Here is a 19244-nt window from a genome sequence, read left to right as displayed (position 1 = left end):
AGCAGGTTGAGCAAGGCAAGTTCCGGCCGTTACGAATGCCCGGCGAGGCTTAGCGTACGATTTTTTCCGTTTCGTGAGCTGACCCCAGATACAAGACGCCGGCGGCCACCAGCAGCGTGAACATGATGTTCAGCGGCCACCAGCCCGACAGCAGACCGCCGAGGCCGATGAAAAACGGGGTTGCGGCCACGCCGTACAGCGCCAGGCGCTTCATGGTCCGGGCGTAGGCACCAGAGGTCAGCGCGCCGGGCCGGGCCAGGTTGTAGGCCAGCACAAAGCCGAAGATCGGCATTGCCAAGCGCCCCAGCTCGAACGCGCCGGGCAGCCCGTGAGCGAAGACGTACTTGTTCGCGTGATCGAGCGTCATCAACACCAGGCCGAGCCACTTCAAGGCTTCCAGCGTGCCATTGCTGATGACCACGCGCGGCAAGGCGACCGCCTTTGCAGGCGGGCGCTTGCCCACAGCCGGGACAGTGACCGGCCTCATTGATTGCTCGCCAGCTTGACCGACTGGCCCTTGAGTTCCGCAATGCGCGCATTGACGAACTCGATTTCCACGCGGCGGTTAAGTGCCCTGCCCTCCTTCGTCACGTTGGGCGCGGCAAAGTCGCCATCGGCCTGCGAAAAGACCCTTATCTTGTCGGCGCTGACGCCGTGGTCGACCAGGAACTTGCGGGCGGCCATCGCACGGCCCAGGGCAATCTTTGCATCGAGCGGTCCGGCGACTCGGGAATCCGTGCGACCGCGCACGTTCACGCGATCCGCCGCTTTGCCCGACGCAATGAGCACTTCGGCCACTTCCGGGCTTGGGTTGAACGCCGTGCTGCCCGTGGGGAACGACACCTTCACGATTGCGGCCGCAGCCGTGACCATGCGCGCCTCGATTTCGTCCAGGCGTGCATTCACATCAAACAATTCCTGCCCCGTCGCCTTCGGGTTCGAGCTGGCTTGTTCGAGCAGGCGGCGCACGTCGGCAAGCTGGCTTTCGCACAGCTTGAGCAGTGCGGCCACGTCCTCATCGCCCGGCTTGGAGGCGGGGACTTCGAGCGCCGCGAGCTTGACCGCTTCCGGCGCTTTGGCTTCGTCCGCCGCGATCGGTGCCGAGAAAACGCGCGTGGTCATCGGGGCCGAGAACGTCACCGACTGCCCATTGGCCCACACCGTGAAGTTATCGAGCACGCGGGCCAGGCGGTAGTACCGCCCTACCCTCTCATACTCGACCGATTCGCCGGATGCGTCCCGCACCGTCACGAAGGACGGGGCCGAGTTGCCGAATTCGAGCAGGGTCACGCTGCCGTACACGTAGGCGCGGGCATCTTCGACGCCACCCGTAGCCATGTAATCAGGGCTTACACGGCGGGCGGCGTCTTCCTTGGGGGGTACGTAGGCGCAGGCCGAGAAAAGCCCGGCAGCGGCCACGCAAAGGGCTAGACGGGCCGGTTTCATCGTGCGCGCTCCTTTTCTTCCTTGGCCTCGCGCTTCACTTCGATTTCCTCTTTCACCTTCACTTCGGGGATGTTGCCGCGCTCGATGCTGTTGACGACGTTCTGGCGCACGCGGGCCATGACGATGGCCCGCTGTTGCGGGTTCAGGCCGTCCGCTTCGGCCTTCTTGTCCATCGCCGCGACCGCAGCGGCAGCGCCCGCGAGTTCGGGATGCTTCTTGACGGCTTCCCCGGGGGAATCCTTGGCGAAGCTCTCAGCCATGCGCTTGTTGGGTGCCTCGGGCTTGGGCGGTTCGGCCTGCGCCTTCACTTCCTTGGCGTCCTCGTTTTCGCGGGCGCGAAACGGCTTGTTCTCCTTCTCCACCTTGTTGGCCTCGGTCTGGCTCATACGCTTCGCCAGTTCGGCCTTGTCCTGTTCCGAAGGGCTGTAACCCTTGACGTGCATCCCGCGCGAAGCCGCTTCAAGCCACACTTCCTTGCGGAAGGTTTCGGAGCCGGACACCTTGATTTCATCCCACCCGCGCGCTTCCGCGATGCGCACCATAGATTCTGCAATCGCTTCGCTGTTGGACTTCGTTTCCAGCTTGTTGCCCTTGTCCTCGAAGGCCACCAGATCGGTGTTCTTGGGGTGATAGAACTTGTCACCCACCCGGAGGTATTGCTTTTCGATTTCGGCGGGCACAGCGGGCTTAATCTCGCTCTGCGTGGCCGTGAAAATCTCGTCGGACTCGACCTGATTGCCGCCCGGCGCTTTGCTGTTGGCCTGGCCTTGTGCGTTCGCTGCGTCGGCCTTCTTCAACCAGGCGGCCCGCTGCGCGTCCTGCGCTTCGGAAAGCTGCTGCTGTTCCTTCTCGATGTTCGGCTCCACCGAGTTGAGGCCGAGCGCATCGCGCACCTGTGCGGAATCGCGCGCCCGTGCGGCGGCGACCCGTTCGAGGTCAGCCGGATCAATGCGCAGTTCTTCGACCCTTGCTTTCTCGCCGGTCACGTCTTGCGCCACGTCCGGCGCAGCCTTCTCCAAGGCTTCCTTGTAGTGCGGGCTTGCCTTGGCATTGAGCGCCATGTCGTCACGCATGTAGCCGCGTTCCGTGGTGTCGCCCTGCGCCCGGTAATCCTCGCTGTCGCGCTGCGCCTGCTTGGCGGCTTCCTCGGGCGTCCAGTTCTTGGCCCGTTCCTCGCGTTCCGCGATCATGGCCGCGTACTCTTGCGCCTTGCGGTCCTCTTTGGCCGCCACCTTGTCATGGAGAGCGGCATCGAGGGCATAGACTCTTTCCGCCGTGCCTGGATAGCCCGGAATGGCCTTGTCCAGCCCGGCCTTGTATTCGGGATATGCGCGGGCGTTGTTCGCCATGTCGACCGCTGCGCTTTCCTGCAAGGCTGGATCTTGGATGCGCCGGAAGGCGTGGGCATCGGCCAGCGCCATTTCCTTATCGGTATCGAACCCCTGCCCCACTCCCGCGCGCTGTTCTGCGCGGGCTTCAATGGCGCTCAGGCTGTCCCGGTCGATGGTTGCCTGAACACTGGCAAGCGGCTTGTCTTCTTGGGCCGGGGGCTGCTGGCTGTTCTGCGGTGCCAGCGGTGCATTGCGAACCCACCAATGCCCGTCGACCTTATCGACCTGCTTCACCGCGCCGTCAGCGTCCCGGTGTTGAAACCGCGAGGCCCCGAGTTCATCGGCCTTGGCCGTGGCCGCTTCCGCCGTCTGGAAACGGAAAGTCGTTTCCGCGAACGGGTCATGAAGCTCGTAGCGGTGTTGCGGTTCGGCCAGGTTGGCTTTGATGCGTTCCGCCAGTTCCTTGCCGCCTTGATTCTGAATGTTCGCGTCCATGTCTTACCTCACAGGTTGATGCCAGCTTGCTTGCAAAGGTTGTCGGCGTAGGCATGAAGCGCCGCTTCATCCAGTTCGCCCGCTTTCGGTTTCTCGACCGCCGAGAAATCGACGGCGAAGCTCGCCAAGCTCAACTTGGCGAGATTGGGAACATCGTCCGGGGTCACTGGCCGTTCGACCGTCACCACTTGAGGTGCGACCTGTTGCGGGGCAACGACCGTCACCGGCAGTTCGCCGCCCACTTCCCGGTTGTGCGCTTCGAGGTCGATCTTCGGGACCGGTGCGCCGAGTTCGCCCGCTTCGACAGCGCCGTCCAATTGCTTCTTGGTCGGCAGCTTCGAGCCGAGGCCGTTGAGGCTGGGCGACACCGCTTTGAGGCGATCCACAAAGGCCCGGTCCTTGAAGTACAGGACCTTGCGCGCGAGGATCGGCGGCACGTCTTCCATGACCACCAGTTCCCGGCCTTTGCCCAGACTGGTGATTTCTTGAGGCAGCAGCAGCGCCCGGCGCTGGTCCGACATGCTTTCGGTCGGCGTCTTCTTGCCAAACAGGTTCTTGCTCTTGGAAACCGACGTACCCTTGACGGTCTGGTAGCCGAGCCATTCCGAAATGTCGCGCGCCGTCTGAGTTTCCGAGGCTTTCGGCGGGTAGATGATTTGCAAGGCGTGGTTCGTCTGGAATGTCTGCGCGGCGTCCTTTCCGTAGATTTCGACCACCTGCGCCGGACTTTGGATGATCGGCATCATCCGCAGCCAGTAACCCGCGATGTAGCTGATCCCTTTCGCCAGAATGGGAATCTTGCCGATGGCGGTGAATTCATCCATCACCAACATGCACGTGTACTTGATCGCCTTGCTTTGTTCTGGCCGCACTCGGGTGTTGAGGTCAATCAACTGCTGGAAAAACAGGTTCAGCAGCGGGGCCATCCGTTCGAGGTTGTCCGGCGTGACGCCCAGGTAGATCGACATGCGCTTCTTGCGCACGTCGCGCAAGTCAAAGTCGTTGGCGCTGGTGGCCGCGTCCACCAGGGGGTTCATCCATAGTTCGAGGCGCGACCGGAAACCGCCGATGATGCCGCTGCGGGTGTTTTCCGACGCAATCGAAATGTAGGTGTTCAGGCCGCGAACGCACGCGCCGGAAAGCGGGTTGCCCGAAGCGGCCCGGTCATTGATGATCTTGGCGAAGTAGCCGGAACCGTCGCCATCGGCCAGCGTTTCGCGCAAGACCTGGCCGAGCGTCACGGGCTTGCTTGGAGTTTCCAGCAGGTAAAGCACGATGCCGAGAAACAGACTTCGCGGCGTGGCCGTCCAGATAACGTCAGTCCCTGGCTGATCGGGGAACAGCATGTTGCCGATCTTCTGCACGTCATCAATGCGGAAATTCGGGTCTTCGCTGATGTACGCCAGCGGGTTATAGCGGTGCGTCCGGTAATCGGTGGCGGCGGGATTGAACAGGAAACACTCCTGCCCGAACTTGCGCCGGTAGCCGCTGGTTATGTCCCAATTCTCTTGCTTGATGTCCAGCACGACCACGCTTTCCGGCCAGTTCAGCAAGTTGGGAATCACGATCCCGACGCCTTTGCCGCTTCGGGTCGGGGCCGAAATGATCGCGTGCTGTTGGCCCTCGAACATGAGGTAACGCCCGCCAATCTGCCCGACGATGATGCCTTTCTCACCGAACAAGCCCGCCTTCTTGATTTCGCCCCGCTTGGCAAAGCGCGCGTCACCGAACAGGCTGCGTTTCGCGGGCGCGAAAAAGAGCAGACCAGGCGCAAGCAGGACGGCCAGCGAAATGCCGCTGGCGATGTAAAGCCACTTTTGAACTTCCTGTTCCGCCCCGTAGTGATACCAGTATTGGTACATCGTGAGCGGCGTCGCTTCCTCGAACTGGCGACCGTAGGCCATCATGAAGATGCCCCCGGCCAGGTAGGCCCACAGCCCAACCACGAGCAGCAGGCCGCCCGCGATGAGGCCCGCTTTAGCCCATGAGTTGTCGCTTATGTTCAGGGTCATAGTAGATTTCTCTCAGCTTGCGTTGGTGATAGAACAGCACTACGTCAATCGTGGTGAACAAGCGGTGTTTGATGTAGTTGGTATCGAGATGCGCGCCCGTGCGGCTGTCCTTAATCAGCGCGGTCAATTGCTCGAACGCTTCATAAGCACCGTTCGCGTGCATCGTGGAAATCGAACCAGGGTGGCCGGTGTTCACCGACTTGATGAACTCCCAGGCTTCGTCACCGCGCAACTCCGCCAACAAGATGCGATCCGGCTTCATCCGCAGGCATGAAGCCAAGGCTTGCTTCGGCGTCACCTTGGCCCCGCCTTCGTCTTCTCGCGCGTAGAACAGATGCACCTTGTTTTCGTGCTGGTTCAGGAACAGTTCATGCACGTCTTCAATCGTGATGAGCCGTTCGTCGCCGGGGATGCTGCGAATCAGACTTTTCGTGATCGTGGTCTTGCCCGAGCCGGTTTTACCAACGATCAGGATGTTCCGGTGCTTGCGAACCGCCAGATCGAGAAATTCCTTGATCCGCTTTTCGTCCTTGAGCTTCAAAAGCTCGTGCTCGAACGGCAGCAGTTCATCATCAACGTCCGCGAATTCCTCAAACGCGCCTTCCGCGTCCAGCTCGTCAAGGGTCTTGTCGATCATCGACGGCTTGCGGATCGTGATCGAAATCGTGTGAGGTTCGCAGGCCGGGGGGATGATGACCTGTGCGCGCTCCCCATCGGGCAGCGCGGCAGACAACACGGGCTTGTCACCGGAAATTGCCTTGCCGTTGTAGCTGGCAATCAGGGTTGCCAACTGGCGGCAGTGGTTGAAGGTCAGCGCCGGGACATCGTGGCGCTTCCATCCTTCCCGGCCTTCGGTCCAGACTTCACGCGGGCGATTGACACAAACCTCGGTCAATGTCGCGTCATCGAGAAACGCTCGCAGGGGTTCGATGTACTCCACGAGCATTTCCGACGACTGCCCTTCGTCTTCATGGCCCTTCAAGGCAGTCACCGAGGCGTTCATTGCGTCACCTTCAACCCATAAACGCCGGAGAAATCCAGATCGCGGGCGACCATGACCTGAATGTGATCGCCTTGGTTCTTGATGATCGTCGGCGGAATGTTCACCGTCGATTCAAGAATCTTCTCCACGACCTTTTCGCCGCCGTTTGCCGTGCTGCCATACACGTTGGTAGTGCCGCCCGATCCGTCGTTGGTTTGGTTCGCCAAGGCCGTGACGGAATCCTTGATGAAGCTCATCAAGATGGCTGCGCCGAAGCGTTCCAAAAAGTGGTTATCAACCCATCCTTCCAGGCCCGAACGCCCCAAGGCATCCGTGCCCGGTGAGTTCAGCGAAACAATCACGCCGTTGGGCGTCTTGGCTCGCGTCCAGAGCACGAACAGCCGCACTTGGCCTTGCTTCAAGCCGCCTTGGTACTCGCCCACCAGTTGCGAGCCGCGATCCAGAAGGAGCACCTGACCGTTGTCGCTGTATACGTCGCGCGTCAGGCGGCAAGTCGTGATGCCCGGCACCGTGCTATCCAGCGCAGTTTCCAGTGCGCAATCCAACGTCGTGCCTTTGGTAATCAGGAAATTCCTGTCCGGGAGCATCGAGGCGGAAACGCCCGTCGTCACCGTGGGTTCAAGCCTGGCTGCCAACTCGTTGTTGGGGTTCGAGCGACCGCCACCTTGGCCTGCGAACACGGCGGGCTGGTTCGGGTCGGCGGTTGCCGGAACGGGTGCGGGGCGGACGGGGCCAGATGCGCCGCCGTTGTTCTGTTGCGCTCCCACCAGCAGCGTGCCGCCCATCTTGCGATCCGACCAATGCAACGGCTCTTTCCCCGCAACCTTCGGGGCACCTTGGACCGGGATCGGCTGTGCCGGGCCGGTCTTGATCTGCGGCACCGAGGCGACGGGGGCTGCGTGCGCGACGGCGATAGGCGGCGGGGCCGCTGGAATCGCAATCGGCGGCAGAGTGTTGGAAACCTGTTGCTCGTTCGGATTGGTTTTCTTCTTCGGTTCCTTGTCCCCGTTCACGGCGACGATGAGGGCCGCTGCTGCGCCGAGGATGAAGACGAAGCCAAGGGCCGTCACCAGCTTGTTATTGCCCCTGCGCCGGTTCACCGAGGGCAAGCCCTCGTTTTCTTCCGCCGCTGTTGCTGCTGCCCTCGCTGTCGCTTCCGCTTTTTCGCGGGCGCGAAAATCCTTCTTGGTCTGTTGCGACTGCATCGCTTCGGCCAGGGTGGAAGGTTCAGCGTGCATGTCCGGCAGGCCGTCCGCGTCTTCGCCCGGCGCTTCGGCCTTATTGCCTTTGAGTTTGTCGAAAAGCCCCATCATTGCGCTCCCTTAATCACGCGCTCCACGTCCTGCGAAACCGTGCCGGTGGTGTTGTCCATGCCGCCGCCCAGGTCGAACGACTTGTTCACGACGGATGCGACGGCAATGCCCTTGCGAAGAATCAGGCGGCGCACCAGGCGCTGAACCACGATGGTGTTGCCGTCAATGACGTTGGTGTTAATCAACGCTTCATTGCCCTGTTCATCGACCGAGTACACGGCGGGCATGTCGCGGTTGTTGGTGAAGGTCAGATAGATGAAGCGACCATCGTCGCGGGCCGCCGTGGGGCTGACTTCCTCAGACCCGGCCACCCAATAATCGAAGTTCTGGCCTTCCTTCGTCGCGTCGGACAACTTGCCTTTGATCTCACCCAGGCGCGCTTGCAAGGCTTCCTTCTGTGCGGTTGCCGCGGCCTTGGCTGCTTCCTCGTCGGGATACCGGAACGCCAGGGAGAAAATCAGGTTCGGATCGGCCCAAGCGGTCGAATCCTTCACCGCCCGAGGCTGGACCACCAAGGCGAATTGATAGGTGCGTTTGTCGGTGATGACGGTGACGTTCGTATCCGCCTTCTCGGCTTGCGGCTTGATGAACAGATGGCTTCCGCGCGGAACCACTTTCCACGCTTGATCGTCGCCCACTGCCACGTCGCGGATGGTTTCGCCGTCCGCGAACTGCACATGCGTGGAAACGCCGTAGAACGTGGAGAGCTTCACCACGTTCAGCGGGTTGTAATCGACGGTGCGGACGCGGGGGTCATAGTCGCCTTTGGGCGGCGTGATTTCTGCCATCGCCATCGCCGGCACCAGGAGGCCAATCAGTAAGAGTCGTTTCATGGCATCCTCCTTACTGGGCCGTGGTCGGGAAGACCGTCACGGCAGGTTCGGGCGTTGCCGCGCTAGTCGGGGCCGGAGCCGGGGCCGTTGCTTCCGGTGCGAGGGCGTCCGGGTCGTTGCGGTACTCCACCACTTGGAAGCCAAGCGGGTTAATTGCCCGGTCCTTTTCCGCCATCGGGGCTTTGGTGTACTTGAACGTCACCGTCGCGGCCCAATGGGTCACAATCGGCTTATCAAGTCCGCGCTCGATTTCCTTGGTGTAGCGCACCAGGGCCACCGTGGGATTGATAAAGGACGTGCTCTTGATGCGAATCTTGACCTTCGCGTAAGAGCCGTACACGTTGAGGGGCGAAAGCGGGTTCTTCGGGTTGAAGAACTGGTAATACTTCTGCTGTTCCAGCGAACTCGACATGATGCCGACGTTGTAGTAGTAGTCTTCGGCCAGTTCCTTGGAATAGCCTTCGCGGTAGCGGACATACCACTGAGTGAAGTATTTGTTCATCGCCTCGTCGTAGTTGGTCTTGCCGTCCGTGAGGGCTTCGACCACATCAACGATGCCGGTGGAGTTATCCACGCGGATGACATACGGCTCGACCGTCTTGAGGGGCATCATCGCCGCCACGGCCATGACTGCCGCGAAAGCAGTAGCGCCCGACGCGGTTGCAACGCGCCAGGCGATCTTTTTGGACTTCTCGCTCTCTCGAACCTTGTCGGTTTCCCAGGTGCGGGCCTCCTGCAAGTATTTCTCGAAGTCCTGTTTTTCGACCTTCTTGTTCATTCGGTTCCCCTTAGTTCGTGCCCGGAGTAGTGGTTTCGATAGGCGCGCGGAAACGGACGAAAACATGATTCCCGCCCTGATGCCGCGTGGTGTTCAGCACCACATCGGCCACGTCACCGCCCTGCTCGCCAAGGGCGCGCAAGGCGTCTTCGAGGGTCGCGCCCCGTAGGTTCACACGCACCGGCAGGGGCGACGGTTTGCCGAGCGTTGGCATAACGTTGATCTGCGGGGCCACACGCTTGAGCGCCGGAAGCGCCCCGAGAATGTCCCCTTCATAGTGGAAATCGAAAACACCTTGCGGAGCCGGGGCGGCGGGCCTGTTGATAGGCCGGTAGTCGCCTTCAGGCATCGGCGGTTTCGGGGGAGAACCTGCACATCCGGCCAGAAGGCAGACTGTCAGAACCCCAAGCATGTAACGCATAAAAACTCCTTCTCCAAATGGTCAGGTTACGCCGTCAATATAACACACTTTGCGAACGCAACACATAGCATCTTGCGATTCTAGGGACATAAAAAAGAGCGGTTTTCGCGTCCGCGAAAAACCGCCCCTTGGCCTACTTATCCGCGCGCAACGCGGTTGCGCGTCCCTCCTGTGATCTTGCGATAGACCGCCATCGGTGCACCCGCTGCGGCCTGTGCCGCACCTTTCGCAATGCGCACATCGGCCCGCGCCTTGTTGAACGAGCGACGGAGGTTTGTCGGACGCATCGCGGCCATGCCGCCCTTCGTCTTGCCGTAGGCCCAACCCACTGCGCCGAGCGTGCCGAGCGCCACGCCACCGCCGAGCGCCGAGGCCATCGCCGGCATTTGCACCAAAGCCAATGCGCCAATGATCGAAAAGACGATTGCGGGCAATGCTTGGTCAAGTGCTGGATCGGCAAGCACTGTGCCGCTCGCGTCAGTCAGGTACTTCTCGAGAATCACCATGATGAGCTTGATCGTGGCCGCCGAGAGCATCACCAGGAAGACGTAGTTCAGCGCCTGGCCGATCCAAGCATCGAAAAACCGCTTGGTCGGCTCGAAGATCGTCAGCAGGATGAATAGCGGACCAATCCCCAATGCGACGGCAAGCCCCATCTTGGCGAGAGCCAGCAAAAAGGCACCGTAACCCGTTGCAATCACCCCGGCGACCCACAGCGCATAGGCCATGAACAACAGGCCGAGGTCGGGAATGCCAAGCGTCGAATTGGCTTGTGCCTTCTGGTAGTAGGCATCCCCGAAGTCGTACATCCGCGACATCAGCGTGTCGAGATAGGCCGCGTTCGACGTGCCATTTCCGCCACCCAAATACGACGCGAGCGTATCCGGGGAATTCCACAGCATGTCGGCAATGAACCCGTTGTAAAGCCCTAGTTGCAACGCCACCCCGACAATGAGCGCAAGCCGGACGATTCGCCCTGCCCCGTCCATGATCGGTTCAGAGATAACCCCCCGCATCATCGACCAACCCCACAGCATCACGTAGATCGAAACCAGCGTCGTGGCAACGGGCGTGATCGCGCCGATGATGTTGGTCGCGGTATCGTTGACGTAGGTGCTCAGCGCATTGCTCAGCTCGGTGAACATGCGAGAGTAGAAATGGAAGTCACTTGCGGCCATATATCACCATCCTTTCGGAAGCCCGCCTTTGGTTGCGTCGGAACTCACCGCCTTCTGCACCTTGACGCAGGTTTCGTGTGTCGGCTTGCCAGCGCAATACTTCTGAATGAACTCCGTTCCCTTGATCGGGTTTCCGTCCGCATCGACCGGGCGATGCGGGTCTTCGACGTGCGGCACGCCATCGCTGCAAGCACTCAAAAGCACCGCCGCCACGACCATCAAACCCAAACCCTTTTTCATCGCATTCTCCTTGTGAGGGTGCCCCTTCGCGGGGCACCGGGGTTGCATTACCAGCCTGCGGGCATTCCGCCTTTCGACGACTTCATACTGATTTCACGCGCTTGCTGAATCTGCAAGTCACGTTGAGCTGACGCCAACTGCGCCAACATTTGCAGCTTGTTGGCTTCGTTCTGCATCATCACCTGTTCGGCCTGGATGCGGCCTTGCAGGTCCGCAATGTCTTTGGCGTCCGGCGCGCTATTCACCCTGTCCAGCAACACCTGAATGTCCGCAAACCGCTGGCTGGCCGTGCTGTAGGCTTCTTCCGCACCGGCCCGGTTGATGGCGGCCTGCTTGGCGACTTGCTCAAAGGCTCGCGCTGCATCGCTGCTTGCCGACAGGCTGGTGGACGCAATCTCGAACTTCTTGGCCGCATCGCGGATCGCCTCCCATTGGCCTACGCCATTGCTCAGGATCGTCTGGTAGTCATCGGGCAGATACCGGCGCGCAGTCGGGTTGTTGACCAGGCTTCCCATGTTGCGAACCCCGTTCAGGTTGTTATACGCCTGCTGCATTTGCTGGATTTGCTCCACCATCTGCTGATACTGCTGCGCCCAGGCCGTTACCTGCTGAATGGCTTGCGCCAAGTTGGCCCCGTCGATGACGGGAATACCGGCATACGCTGGATTCCCTGCCGCCAGGCCGAACACGAGGGCAAACACCCCAAAGAGCTTCTTCAATGCTTTCATGCGAGTTCTCCTTTACGAATGCGATGAAATTCAGGCAACCAAACTGCGGGATCTTCGCCCAACTCCGCGACCAGCTTTTCAGCCAGCAATGACGTGGCCGTGTTGCCCGAGAGCACGGCCAATTCATCGTCAAAACCGCGCAGGTTCAATTCGGCAACCACGCTGTTTTGTCCCTGCTTGATGAGGAACCGGCGCGACTTCTCGCCCAGCTCCTTGACGATCTGGAATTCCCGTTCCGTCAGCTTGAAGCCGTTGACGTAATCGTCATAGTCGGCCTCGGGGTTCGGCAGGAAAATCTTGGTCGCGGTCTGCCCGATGATGGCGTAAGCAATGGGCGACTTGAGAACCTGTTTCGGTGACTGCGTGAACATGACAAGGAAGCCGTCTTGTTTCCGAATCGTCACCAGCTTGTTTTGCGCCAGGTCTTCAAAGGCCGGGTCATCGAGCAACTTCCAGAACTCGTCAAGGAAGATCGGGATGCGGCGACCGTCGATCAGGCTTTCAATGCGGTGGAACAGGTACATGATCGTCGGGGTTCGCGTGGCGTCGTTGTCCAAGAACTCCGTCACGTCAAAGCCGACCATCGTGCAGTTGTCCAGGCGAAGCGTGTCTTCGGGATTGTCAAACAGCCAGCCGAGCGCCCCGCCGCGGCACCACTTCGCCAGGCGCACCGCCAAGCCGTTATCGTCCGTGGGGTCGAGGAATTCGAGCACCGAGGACAGCCGGCGCTTGGACTTCGACGCGCCCATCACACCCTTGATGGCATCGCTGATTTCGCGCTCTTGGCGGGGCGTGATCGGCAGCCCTTCGTGCTTGACGAGCTGCTTGACGAGCTTTTCGAGGAAGGTCAGGTTGTTGGGCGTCGGTTCCATTTGGAACGGGTTGAAGCCCGAGGGCACGCCGTTCTTGAGTGGGTAGTACCGGCCCCCCATCGCCCGCACGCCCACCGCCGCGCCCAAATCCTTGTCGAACAGCACGCAGGACAGCACCTTGCCCTTTTCGGGCTGGCTGAACTTCTGTGCTTGGGCCAGCAAGACCATTTCCAGCACGGTCTTACCCGTGCCGGACTTGCCAATCACAACCGTGTTGGCAAGGTCTTTGTGGTTCGGGTCGAGCTTGGCCGCCTTCTTGGCGTCCGCGCCCTGCTCCCCCTTGTGGAAGTTGAAGTAGTACGGAGCGCCGGAAGTTGTCTTGAACATCGTCACGGCGTCACCCCATTGGTTGCCGCGAATGCGGCCAATGGGGTAGTTGTGGAAGCTGCTGAACCCGGCGAAATTGCGGCTCGTAATGTCGCCAGCGCGCACGCGGTAATCGAAGTTCCCCGGTAGTTGCGCCCAAAAGGCACCGGCAATGCCCGAGTCCTCGCGCGCCCACTTCATGCCCGCTTCCGACAGTGCCGCGCCTGCATCGCTGATGTGCTCGTTCAGCGCCTTCTGATTGTCGGCCCGAACAAACACGCTCAGGCTGTGCGTGCCCATCACGAAGCGATTGGAAGTCAGATCGTCAAGGGCCTCGTCAATGTCTTCGACCTGGCTGACGGCCACATCACCGGCGTTGACCATGCGGGCTTGTTGCCGCTTCATGCGGCCTACCGCGACCGGCTTGGACAGGAAGGTGAACGACTGCGAAACGACCAGCTCGAAAGGCATGCCAAGCAGATCATTCAGGATGCCGGGGCAGGTCATGGCCGGGTACTCCTGAATCGTCACCATGCCGCCGTATTGCGTATGCGTCGGCCCCTTGAGCGAGAGCAAACCGCCCTTGCCGAAGAACGGGCGCGACGTTGCCAGAATGTCGCGGATTTCGGCGCGCGGCAGCGGGAAGCGCCGCCATTCGCCGTTAATCAGGAAGGCGAGGAATTCCAGCACTTCGGAGAACATCGCCCCGTTGTACTCATAGCAGCCGAGCAAATCCGGCTCGTAGCGATCCAGCGCGGACAGGGCCGTATTGGTCACTTCGTCCAGGGCTTCGAGTTCGTCCAGTTGCTTTTCCTGCAACTCCTTCGGGTCCTTCGATCCGAACATGTCGAACAGCTTGGCCGCCTTCACCGGCTGCGGGCGGTAAACGAGGGTCACGTACAGTTCATTGACCAGCATCTTTTCGCCCGCCATGTGCTGGCGATACTTTTCATTGAACTCGCGGCAGAAGCCGGGCTGAAACTCCCCGCCCGGATATTCGCCGTACTCCCGGCGAACGATGTGCGACCACACCGCCACATGGGGCGAAGCGATGTTGCGCATGAAGCCGTTGAGTTGGTCGTGCCAGGAATTGATGTCCCGCACGTCCGCGCTTTCGTGGGCTGCGCCCTGCATCCGAATGACTTGGATGTAGTCACCACCGGCCAGCTTCACCGCGTTGCGGGTGACGTGGCTCGAATATGGGATGAACGCGGCTGTGCCCTCTTCGTTTTTCAGCGCGTCGGCGTACTTGAATGCTGCGCCCATTTATTGCTCTCCTTCGGTTCGCGGTAGCGTGAAGCCGATAACTTCCAGTTGCCCGTAACGGCGGATGTTTTTCAGCAGCCGGACCCGCCGCAAAAACTCGTTCTCGAAAACATTGGGAATGCCGAACACCTTGGGGAAAAAGAGAAGGCACCCGGCCACCGACAGCGCCGCCGTCATGCTCAGGTAGATCGCGGCAGTGCGGATACCAAGCGCGATTTCTTCCGGGGTCATACCTTGCGTGGATTGATGAATCTGCGGCGCGAACGTCGCGGCCATCAGAATCCCGAGGCCGCCCACCAGGCCGAGCATCCGAACGTAGAAGCGCACGACCTTCCACGTTCCGGCCAGTTGGGCAAAGAGAAACGCACCCCAGGTGCGCGCGTCCCTCTTTGCCTCCTTTCGCAGACGCGCGTTTTCAGCGTCGGTCAGCTCGCCGCACTTCTCGCCGTCCAAGTAAATGTGATAGTTCATAGCTGTCCTTTGCTGTTTTCGCGTCCGCGAAAATCTACTTAGCCCACTTCTTGGTCGGGAGCGGCGAAAAGCTCGCCGCACCCCAAAACCGAGAATTCCGGCAGCGTCCGATCGTCTTCATCCACATGAAGATCGAACCGAACACCCCCGGATCGTTGGCGCTGATGAGGTACAGAACCCCGTGAATCGGCACGGCCAGCAGCAGGTAAACCGGGTTTCCCACTGCCAGGAAAATCAGCGTTGTCGCCATGAATTCGACGACGAACGCGATATAGGGAACGCCCCACATGGTTGCGGGGCGCGTCAGGCCGACGAACAGAGGGTCCGTATAAACGTCCTGCGCGCCTTGTTCCATGATTAGGACGCCGCCGCGATGACGTAATCAACGATGGCCGCCGCGCCGAAGATCAGCACGATGCCCACGATGATCTTGATGGCCCAATCCCAGGAGAGCTTGCCCGCGATGGCCGCGATGCCGCACGCGATGACCGCGATGATGGCGAGGGTTCGCGTCAGGCCGCCCGTGAAAATTGCGAGCACGTTGGTGGCCGCCGAGTCCCACGGGGCCGCCATTGCCAGTTCCGGCATGACGGCGACGACGGCCAGGGCCAGCATCAGCATGAAGCTGGCTGCTTTCTTGTCTACGCCGATTTTGGCGGCCTTGTCTTGGGCGATGGCGTTCTTGGCGTTCAGGTACAGGGTCGAGAGGTTCATTTCTGTCATTTCTCCGAGTGTTGAAGCGAAAGGGCAATGGCTGGCGGAATGCCGTAGTTCTCACGAATGTGGCGTGCCAGCCGATCTAAGCTCGCCCATTCACGGATCGTCTTGCGCGTAGTTACTAGATTCCAATCTCCTTCTTTCCAAGTCAGGTTCACGATGATTTGGTATTTACCGGCCTCGTTCTGAACGATGTTCAGCCGCTTGACGGCCTTGTTCTTCACGAAGTCCGTCAATTCCGCTTCGCTCAGAGTGTTCATGCGTTTTCCTCGCAGTTCACACCTCGCATACTGGATGACAACGGCCTTAGTGTATCACAAAACATATTATTTTGAGTGTGCAAAGTGTGGTTTTTTGCCGTTCCGCTGTTCATCACTTTGCCTTGTCGAAATCCGGCTTTCCGTTCTTGTTTTCATAGGTCGCCTTGCAGCCGTCCTTGAACCCGGAGCAGCCCCAAAAGTCATACCCACCCTTGCCCTTCTTGGCGCGATGGATTAGCGGTTTGCCGCATTTCGCGCAGGCGAAAGCCGATGTTTCTTGCGGCTTCCGCTGTCCCGGTTTGCCGCCTTCGTCCGGCAACGTCACAGAACAGTCGGGATGCCCTGAACATCCCCAGAAGTGCCCGCTTTTCCCCTTGATGCGCCGCAACGGCTTTCCGCATTCGGGGCAGGGGTGTCTCGGAGTGGCCGAAACTTCCATCGTTGCCAGCTCGCGCCGCAACTGTTCATGCACCTTGCCGATGACGCCCTTGTAGCCCGCCTGGCCTTGCGCGATGCGGTCAAGGTCTTCTTCCACGTCGCGCGTAAAGCCCAGATCAATGAAGGCGAACTTGCCCACCAGCGAATCGACCACCAGTTCCCCCGTGGGCGTGGGCACGAGGTATTTCTTTTCGACGCGGACATAGCCGCGCGACACGATGTTTTCCATGATGGCCGCGTAGGTTGCGGGCCTGCCGATGCCCTCGCTTTCGAGCTTCTTCACCAGCGTGGCTTCGGTGTAGCGGGCGGGCGGCTTGGTCTTCTTTTCCAGCAGCTTGCCGCGCGCCACATCCAGGCGCTGGCCTGTCTCGAGCATGGGAATCGGGTTGGTCGGTTCCTTGGCGTCTTCGCCTTCGTCTTCCGTCTGATCGCCCGCCACCAGCTTGAGCCAGCCGCTATAAGTCAGCGTCCGTCCCTTGGCCTCGAACTCGACGTTCTTGCCGCCCACCGGCTGCGCGCCCGCGAGGCGCACCGTCCGCACGGCATAGCGCGCGTCCGCAAGCTGGCAGGCAATCGCGCGAAGCCGAATCAGCTTGTAGAGCGCCCGCTGTTCGGTGGTTTCGCCCGCTACCTCAACGTCCCAATGCGTGGGCGTGATCGCCGGGTGGCCGACTTGCGCGCCTTCCGGCGCTTTGAACTTCCGGGGCGATTCGGCCATGTCCAGGCCGAGCTTGACGGCCACCGCGTAAATGTCGCCCAGGGCGTCATCCGACACGTTGGGATTGTCGGTGCGGTGATAGCTGATGTGCCCCTGTTCATAGAGCTTTTGCGCCGCATCCATCGCGGCCTTGGGGTTCAGGCCAAGCGCTACGCTGGCGGCCTGCTGCATGGTGGAAGTCGTGAAAGGCGGCGGCGGGCTGCGCTTCGCTTCGCTTTCGACAAAGGACTTGACCACCACCGCGCCGACTTCGGCCACGGCAGCGGCAAACGCCCGGTCCATGAAATAGGGGTTGTCTTCGGTCACGAAGTCGGGCTTCGTGAGCCATTCGGCAAACCATTCGCCTTCGGTTTTCGCGTCCGCGAAAAAGAGCATCGCCCCGAAGTGGTTTGTCACCTTGAAGGCGCGAATCTGGCGTTCGCGCTCGACCACCAGGCGCACAGCCGGGCTTTGCACCCGGCCTGCCGAAAGCCGTTCGCCGCTTTGACGGCTCAGTTCCGGGCTGACCATGTAGCCGACCAGGCGGTCAAGCACGCGCCGCGCTTCCTGCGCGGCTACCCGCTTCACGTCAATGGTGCGCGGCTGCACCAGCGCCGATTTCACCGCCGTGGCGGTGATTTCGTTGAACGTGACGCGCAGCGGGTTCGAGAGCTTCAAGCATTGCTGCAAGTGCCAGCTAATGCTTTCGCCCTCCCTGTCCGGGTCGGTGGCGAGATAGACGGCATCGGCCTGTTTCACCAAACCCTTGAGCCTGGCGACCACATCGGAGCCGCGCTCCGTCAGTTCGTAGGTCGGTTTGAAGTCGGGCGCTTCGACGCCCATTTCCTTTTGCGGCAGGTCGCGCACATGCCCGACGCTCGCCGCGATCTTCCAGCCGTCGCCCAGGATGGCCGATAGCTTCGCTATCTTGCCCGGCGACTCAATAATCATGAGTTTCATCAGTACACCATCACGCCTTGGGTTGAATCGCCACTGCTGTACACGCTCGCACCGCTGCCCTGCCATTGCGGAATGGCCGGGCCTTCGGCTTGGAGCCTCACCGGCTGTTCGGCCTGCGCCTGGCGCGGTTTGGCTGCTGGCTTGGGCGCTTTCGCGCCGGTCAATGGAATGGGCGACACCACCGGGACGGCGGGAGCCGCCCCGGCGTTGTTCACCACCTTCTGCACGTACCCGTTGGAAAAGCCCTTGGTGAATGACCCGGTGTTGTAGGCCGACAGCGCCGCATGAAGCGCCGCCTGTTCGCCTTCCACCTTCCGGCTGGCCGCCTGATAGTTCCAGGTCAGAATCGTGGCCGCCGCCGCCAGGTTCTTGCAGGGGTCAAATGCGTCTTCGACCGTGAGGCCGGTCTTCGCCAAGTTCGCGGAATTGACTTGGCCCAAGCCCATGTCAATGTTGTAGCCGTTGGCGATAAGCCACTTGGCCGTCACAACCGCTTCGGCCTTGTTCTCGGGCTGGCGGGCCAGCCTCGCACCGCGGTTGACGCCAATCGCCAGGGGCCGGAATGCGGATTCCGTCTTGACGATTGCCGCCATCGTTTCATGCGCCACCCACGGGGCGCACTCTTGGGCCAGTGCGATGAAGTCCATTGCTCAGTTGCCCCCCCACCAGTTGCGTTGGGCGTCTTCCTGCGCAATGCGGGCGTTGTATTCGGCCAGGGCTTGCTGATAGTTCGCGGGTTCGACCCAGTAGCCGCCGCGTTCGGGGACGCCGACATACATGGGCTTGATGCTGCTCAGATCGGTGTAAGCGTGGTTCGTGTAGGCCGCGCAGTAACTCGGCATGCTGTTGCTGACGTAGATGTAACCGTCGTCCCAACTGCCGCCCCAATTGCGCAAGGTTCTGTTGAGGGAAGTCGCGTCGCAACGTCCCGCGCCGTTGCCCATTGCCTTGACCAGAGCAGCCATTTCGGGGGTTTGGTTTGCAACTGGGCACAGTTCGAGGAAATTGATTCGCCCCTTGATCGTGTCGGACAGCTTTTTGTAAGAAATACTGAAATACCGGCGCAGTGACGGGGTGCATTCGCTCGGCTGTTGGCCGGTCGCCAAGCAAAGGATGGCTTCGCAGGCAAGCCGCGTGTCTCCGGTCAGAAGTTCTTGCGCCATCGCCGGGGCCGTCATCGAGGCACCGAGCGCGGCAGTCAGGGCAAGCCGTTTCAGCTTCATGTCGCTATCTCCTTCGCATTGCGGGTTGGTCTGTTCAGTGGCTACAAACTTTAGCAGTTCGCGCACTCAATATACCACATTTTGCGATGCCGAATAGGAAAATAGCACCGGCGCGTTTTCGGCCACGTCGACGGTAAAAAGCAAGGGCTTTTGCAACATCAAAGGCATACTCCGGGGCATTTTTCGCTTCCGCGAAAAACCGGGATGCCCGTTCCAGGCGCGGCTATTCGCCTTGGTCCCTTCGGGACTGGCCTTG

21 protein-coding genes are annotated in these 19244 nt (G+C 60.7%); all 21 read right to left on the bottom strand.

Annotated elements, in window-relative coordinates:
* Positions 1–49 precede the first annotated feature (49 nt).
* Complete coding sequence (locus M622_RS34690) at positions 50–421, bottom strand: TraX family protein (protein WP_245543089.1); 372 nt, start codon at positions 419–421, stop codon at positions 50–52.
* Positions 422–483: 62 nt separating this feature from the next.
* Positions 484–1446: an OmpA family protein gene (locus M622_RS39445; protein WP_084520773.1), complete on the bottom strand. Its 963-nt coding sequence runs from the start codon at positions 1444–1446 to the stop codon at positions 484–486.
* Entirely contained in the window at positions 1443–3272 is a 1830-nt protein-coding gene (locus M622_RS40330) for an LPD7 domain-containing protein (RefSeq protein WP_021250302.1), read from the bottom strand. The genes M622_RS39445 and M622_RS40330 overlap by 4 nt, the downstream gene beginning before the upstream one ends.
* A gap of 8 nt (positions 3273–3280) precedes the next feature.
* A complete protein-coding gene (locus M622_RS34680; protein ID WP_021250301.1) occupies positions 3281–5284 on the bottom strand; it encodes a type IV secretory system conjugative DNA transfer family protein in 2004 nt (667 codons plus the stop codon).
* Positions 5250–6287, bottom strand: coding sequence for a P-type DNA transfer ATPase VirB11 (gene virB11, locus M622_RS34675; protein ID WP_021250300.1), 1038 nt, complete (start codon positions 6285–6287; stop codon positions 5250–5252). The genes M622_RS34680 and virB11 overlap by 35 nt, the downstream gene beginning before the upstream one ends.
* The gene (virB10, locus tag M622_RS34670) at positions 6284–7600 is read right to left on the bottom strand and encodes a type IV secretion system protein VirB10 (RefSeq protein WP_217995327.1); all 1317 of its coding nucleotides are present in this window, start codon (positions 7598–7600) and stop codon (positions 6284–6286) included. The genes virB11 and virB10 overlap by 4 nt, the downstream gene beginning before the upstream one ends.
* On the bottom strand, positions 7597–8433 hold the full coding sequence (gene virB9, locus M622_RS34665) for a P-type conjugative transfer protein VirB9 (protein WP_021250298.1): 837 nt from the start codon (positions 8431–8433) through the stop codon (positions 7597–7599). The genes virB10 and virB9 overlap by 4 nt, the downstream gene beginning before the upstream one ends.
* Positions 8434–8443: 10 nt before the next feature.
* Positions 8444–9211: a VirB8 family type IV secretion system protein gene (locus M622_RS34660; RefSeq protein WP_021250297.1), complete on the bottom strand. Its 768-nt coding sequence runs from the start codon at positions 9209–9211 to the stop codon at positions 8444–8446.
* Between the two features lie 10 nt (positions 9212–9221).
* Positions 9222–9560: a hypothetical protein gene (locus M622_RS40445; RefSeq protein ID WP_021250296.1), complete on the bottom strand. Its 339-nt coding sequence runs from the start codon at positions 9558–9560 to the stop codon at positions 9222–9224.
* 209 nt (positions 9561–9769) lie between these two features.
* Positions 9770–10810: a TrbL/VirB6 family protein gene (locus tag M622_RS34650; protein WP_021250295.1), complete on the bottom strand. Its 1041-nt coding sequence runs from the start codon at positions 10808–10810 to the stop codon at positions 9770–9772.
* A 3-nt stretch (positions 10811–10813) separates the two neighbouring features.
* Positions 10814–11050: a hypothetical protein gene (locus M622_RS34645; RefSeq protein WP_021250294.1), complete on the bottom strand. Its 237-nt coding sequence runs from the start codon at positions 11048–11050 to the stop codon at positions 10814–10816.
* Between the two features lie 47 nt (positions 11051–11097).
* Positions 11098–11778 (bottom strand): P-type DNA transfer protein VirB5, encoded by a 681-nt coding sequence (gene virB5 / locus M622_RS34640; protein ID WP_021250293.1) that lies wholly within the window; start codon positions 11776–11778, stop codon positions 11098–11100.
* The gene (locus M622_RS34635) at positions 11775–14222 is read right to left on the bottom strand and encodes a VirB4 family type IV secretion/conjugal transfer ATPase (protein WP_021250292.1); all 2448 of its coding nucleotides are present in this window, start codon (positions 14220–14222) and stop codon (positions 11775–11777) included. The genes virB5 and M622_RS34635 overlap by 4 nt, the downstream gene beginning before the upstream one ends.
* A complete protein-coding gene (locus M622_RS34630; RefSeq protein WP_021250291.1) occupies positions 14223–14693 on the bottom strand; it encodes a hypothetical protein in 471 nt (156 codons plus the stop codon).
* A 34-nt stretch (positions 14694–14727) separates the two neighbouring features.
* Positions 14728–15048 carry a VirB3 family type IV secretion system protein gene (locus M622_RS34625; RefSeq protein ID WP_021250290.1) on the bottom strand — a complete coding sequence of 107 codons (321 nt, stop codon included), beginning with the start codon at positions 15046–15048 and terminating at the stop codon, positions 14728–14730.
* A 2-nt stretch (positions 15049–15050) separates the two neighbouring features.
* Positions 15051–15407 carry a TrbC/VirB2 family type IV secretion system protein gene (locus tag M622_RS34620; protein ID WP_021250289.1) on the bottom strand — a complete coding sequence of 119 codons (357 nt, stop codon included), beginning with the start codon at positions 15405–15407 and terminating at the stop codon, positions 15051–15053.
* Positions 15408–15412: 5 nt separating this feature from the next.
* Entirely contained in the window at positions 15413–15670 is a 258-nt protein-coding gene (locus M622_RS34615; RefSeq protein ID WP_021250288.1) for a hypothetical protein, read from the bottom strand.
* A gap of 112 nt (positions 15671–15782) precedes the next feature.
* Positions 15783–17765 carry a type I DNA topoisomerase gene (topA, locus tag M622_RS34610; protein ID WP_021250287.1) on the bottom strand — a complete coding sequence of 661 codons (1983 nt, stop codon included), beginning with the start codon at positions 17763–17765 and terminating at the stop codon, positions 15783–15785.
* Entirely contained in the window at positions 17765–18412 is a 648-nt protein-coding gene (locus tag M622_RS34605) for a lytic transglycosylase domain-containing protein (RefSeq protein WP_021250286.1), read from the bottom strand. Before M622_RS34605 ends, topA begins: the two co-directional genes overlap by 1 nt.
* A 3-nt stretch (positions 18413–18415) precedes the next feature.
* Positions 18416–18988: a TrbM/KikA/MpfK family conjugal transfer protein gene (locus tag M622_RS34600; RefSeq protein WP_021250285.1), complete on the bottom strand. Its 573-nt coding sequence runs from the start codon at positions 18986–18988 to the stop codon at positions 18416–18418.
* 66 nt (positions 18989–19054) lie between these two features.
* A partial coding sequence (locus M622_RS40440) for a hypothetical protein (protein ID WP_217995326.1) occupies positions 19055–19244 on the bottom strand: 190 nt, incomplete at its 5' end.

Origin of the sequence: Thauera terpenica 58Eu (assembly GCF_000443165.1) — a bacterium.
Lineage (GTDB): Bacteria > Pseudomonadota > Gammaproteobacteria > Burkholderiales > Rhodocyclaceae > Thauera > Thauera terpenica.
Note: the sequence above shows the minus strand (reverse complement) of the source record. Positions and strands in the feature narration are given on the sequence as shown.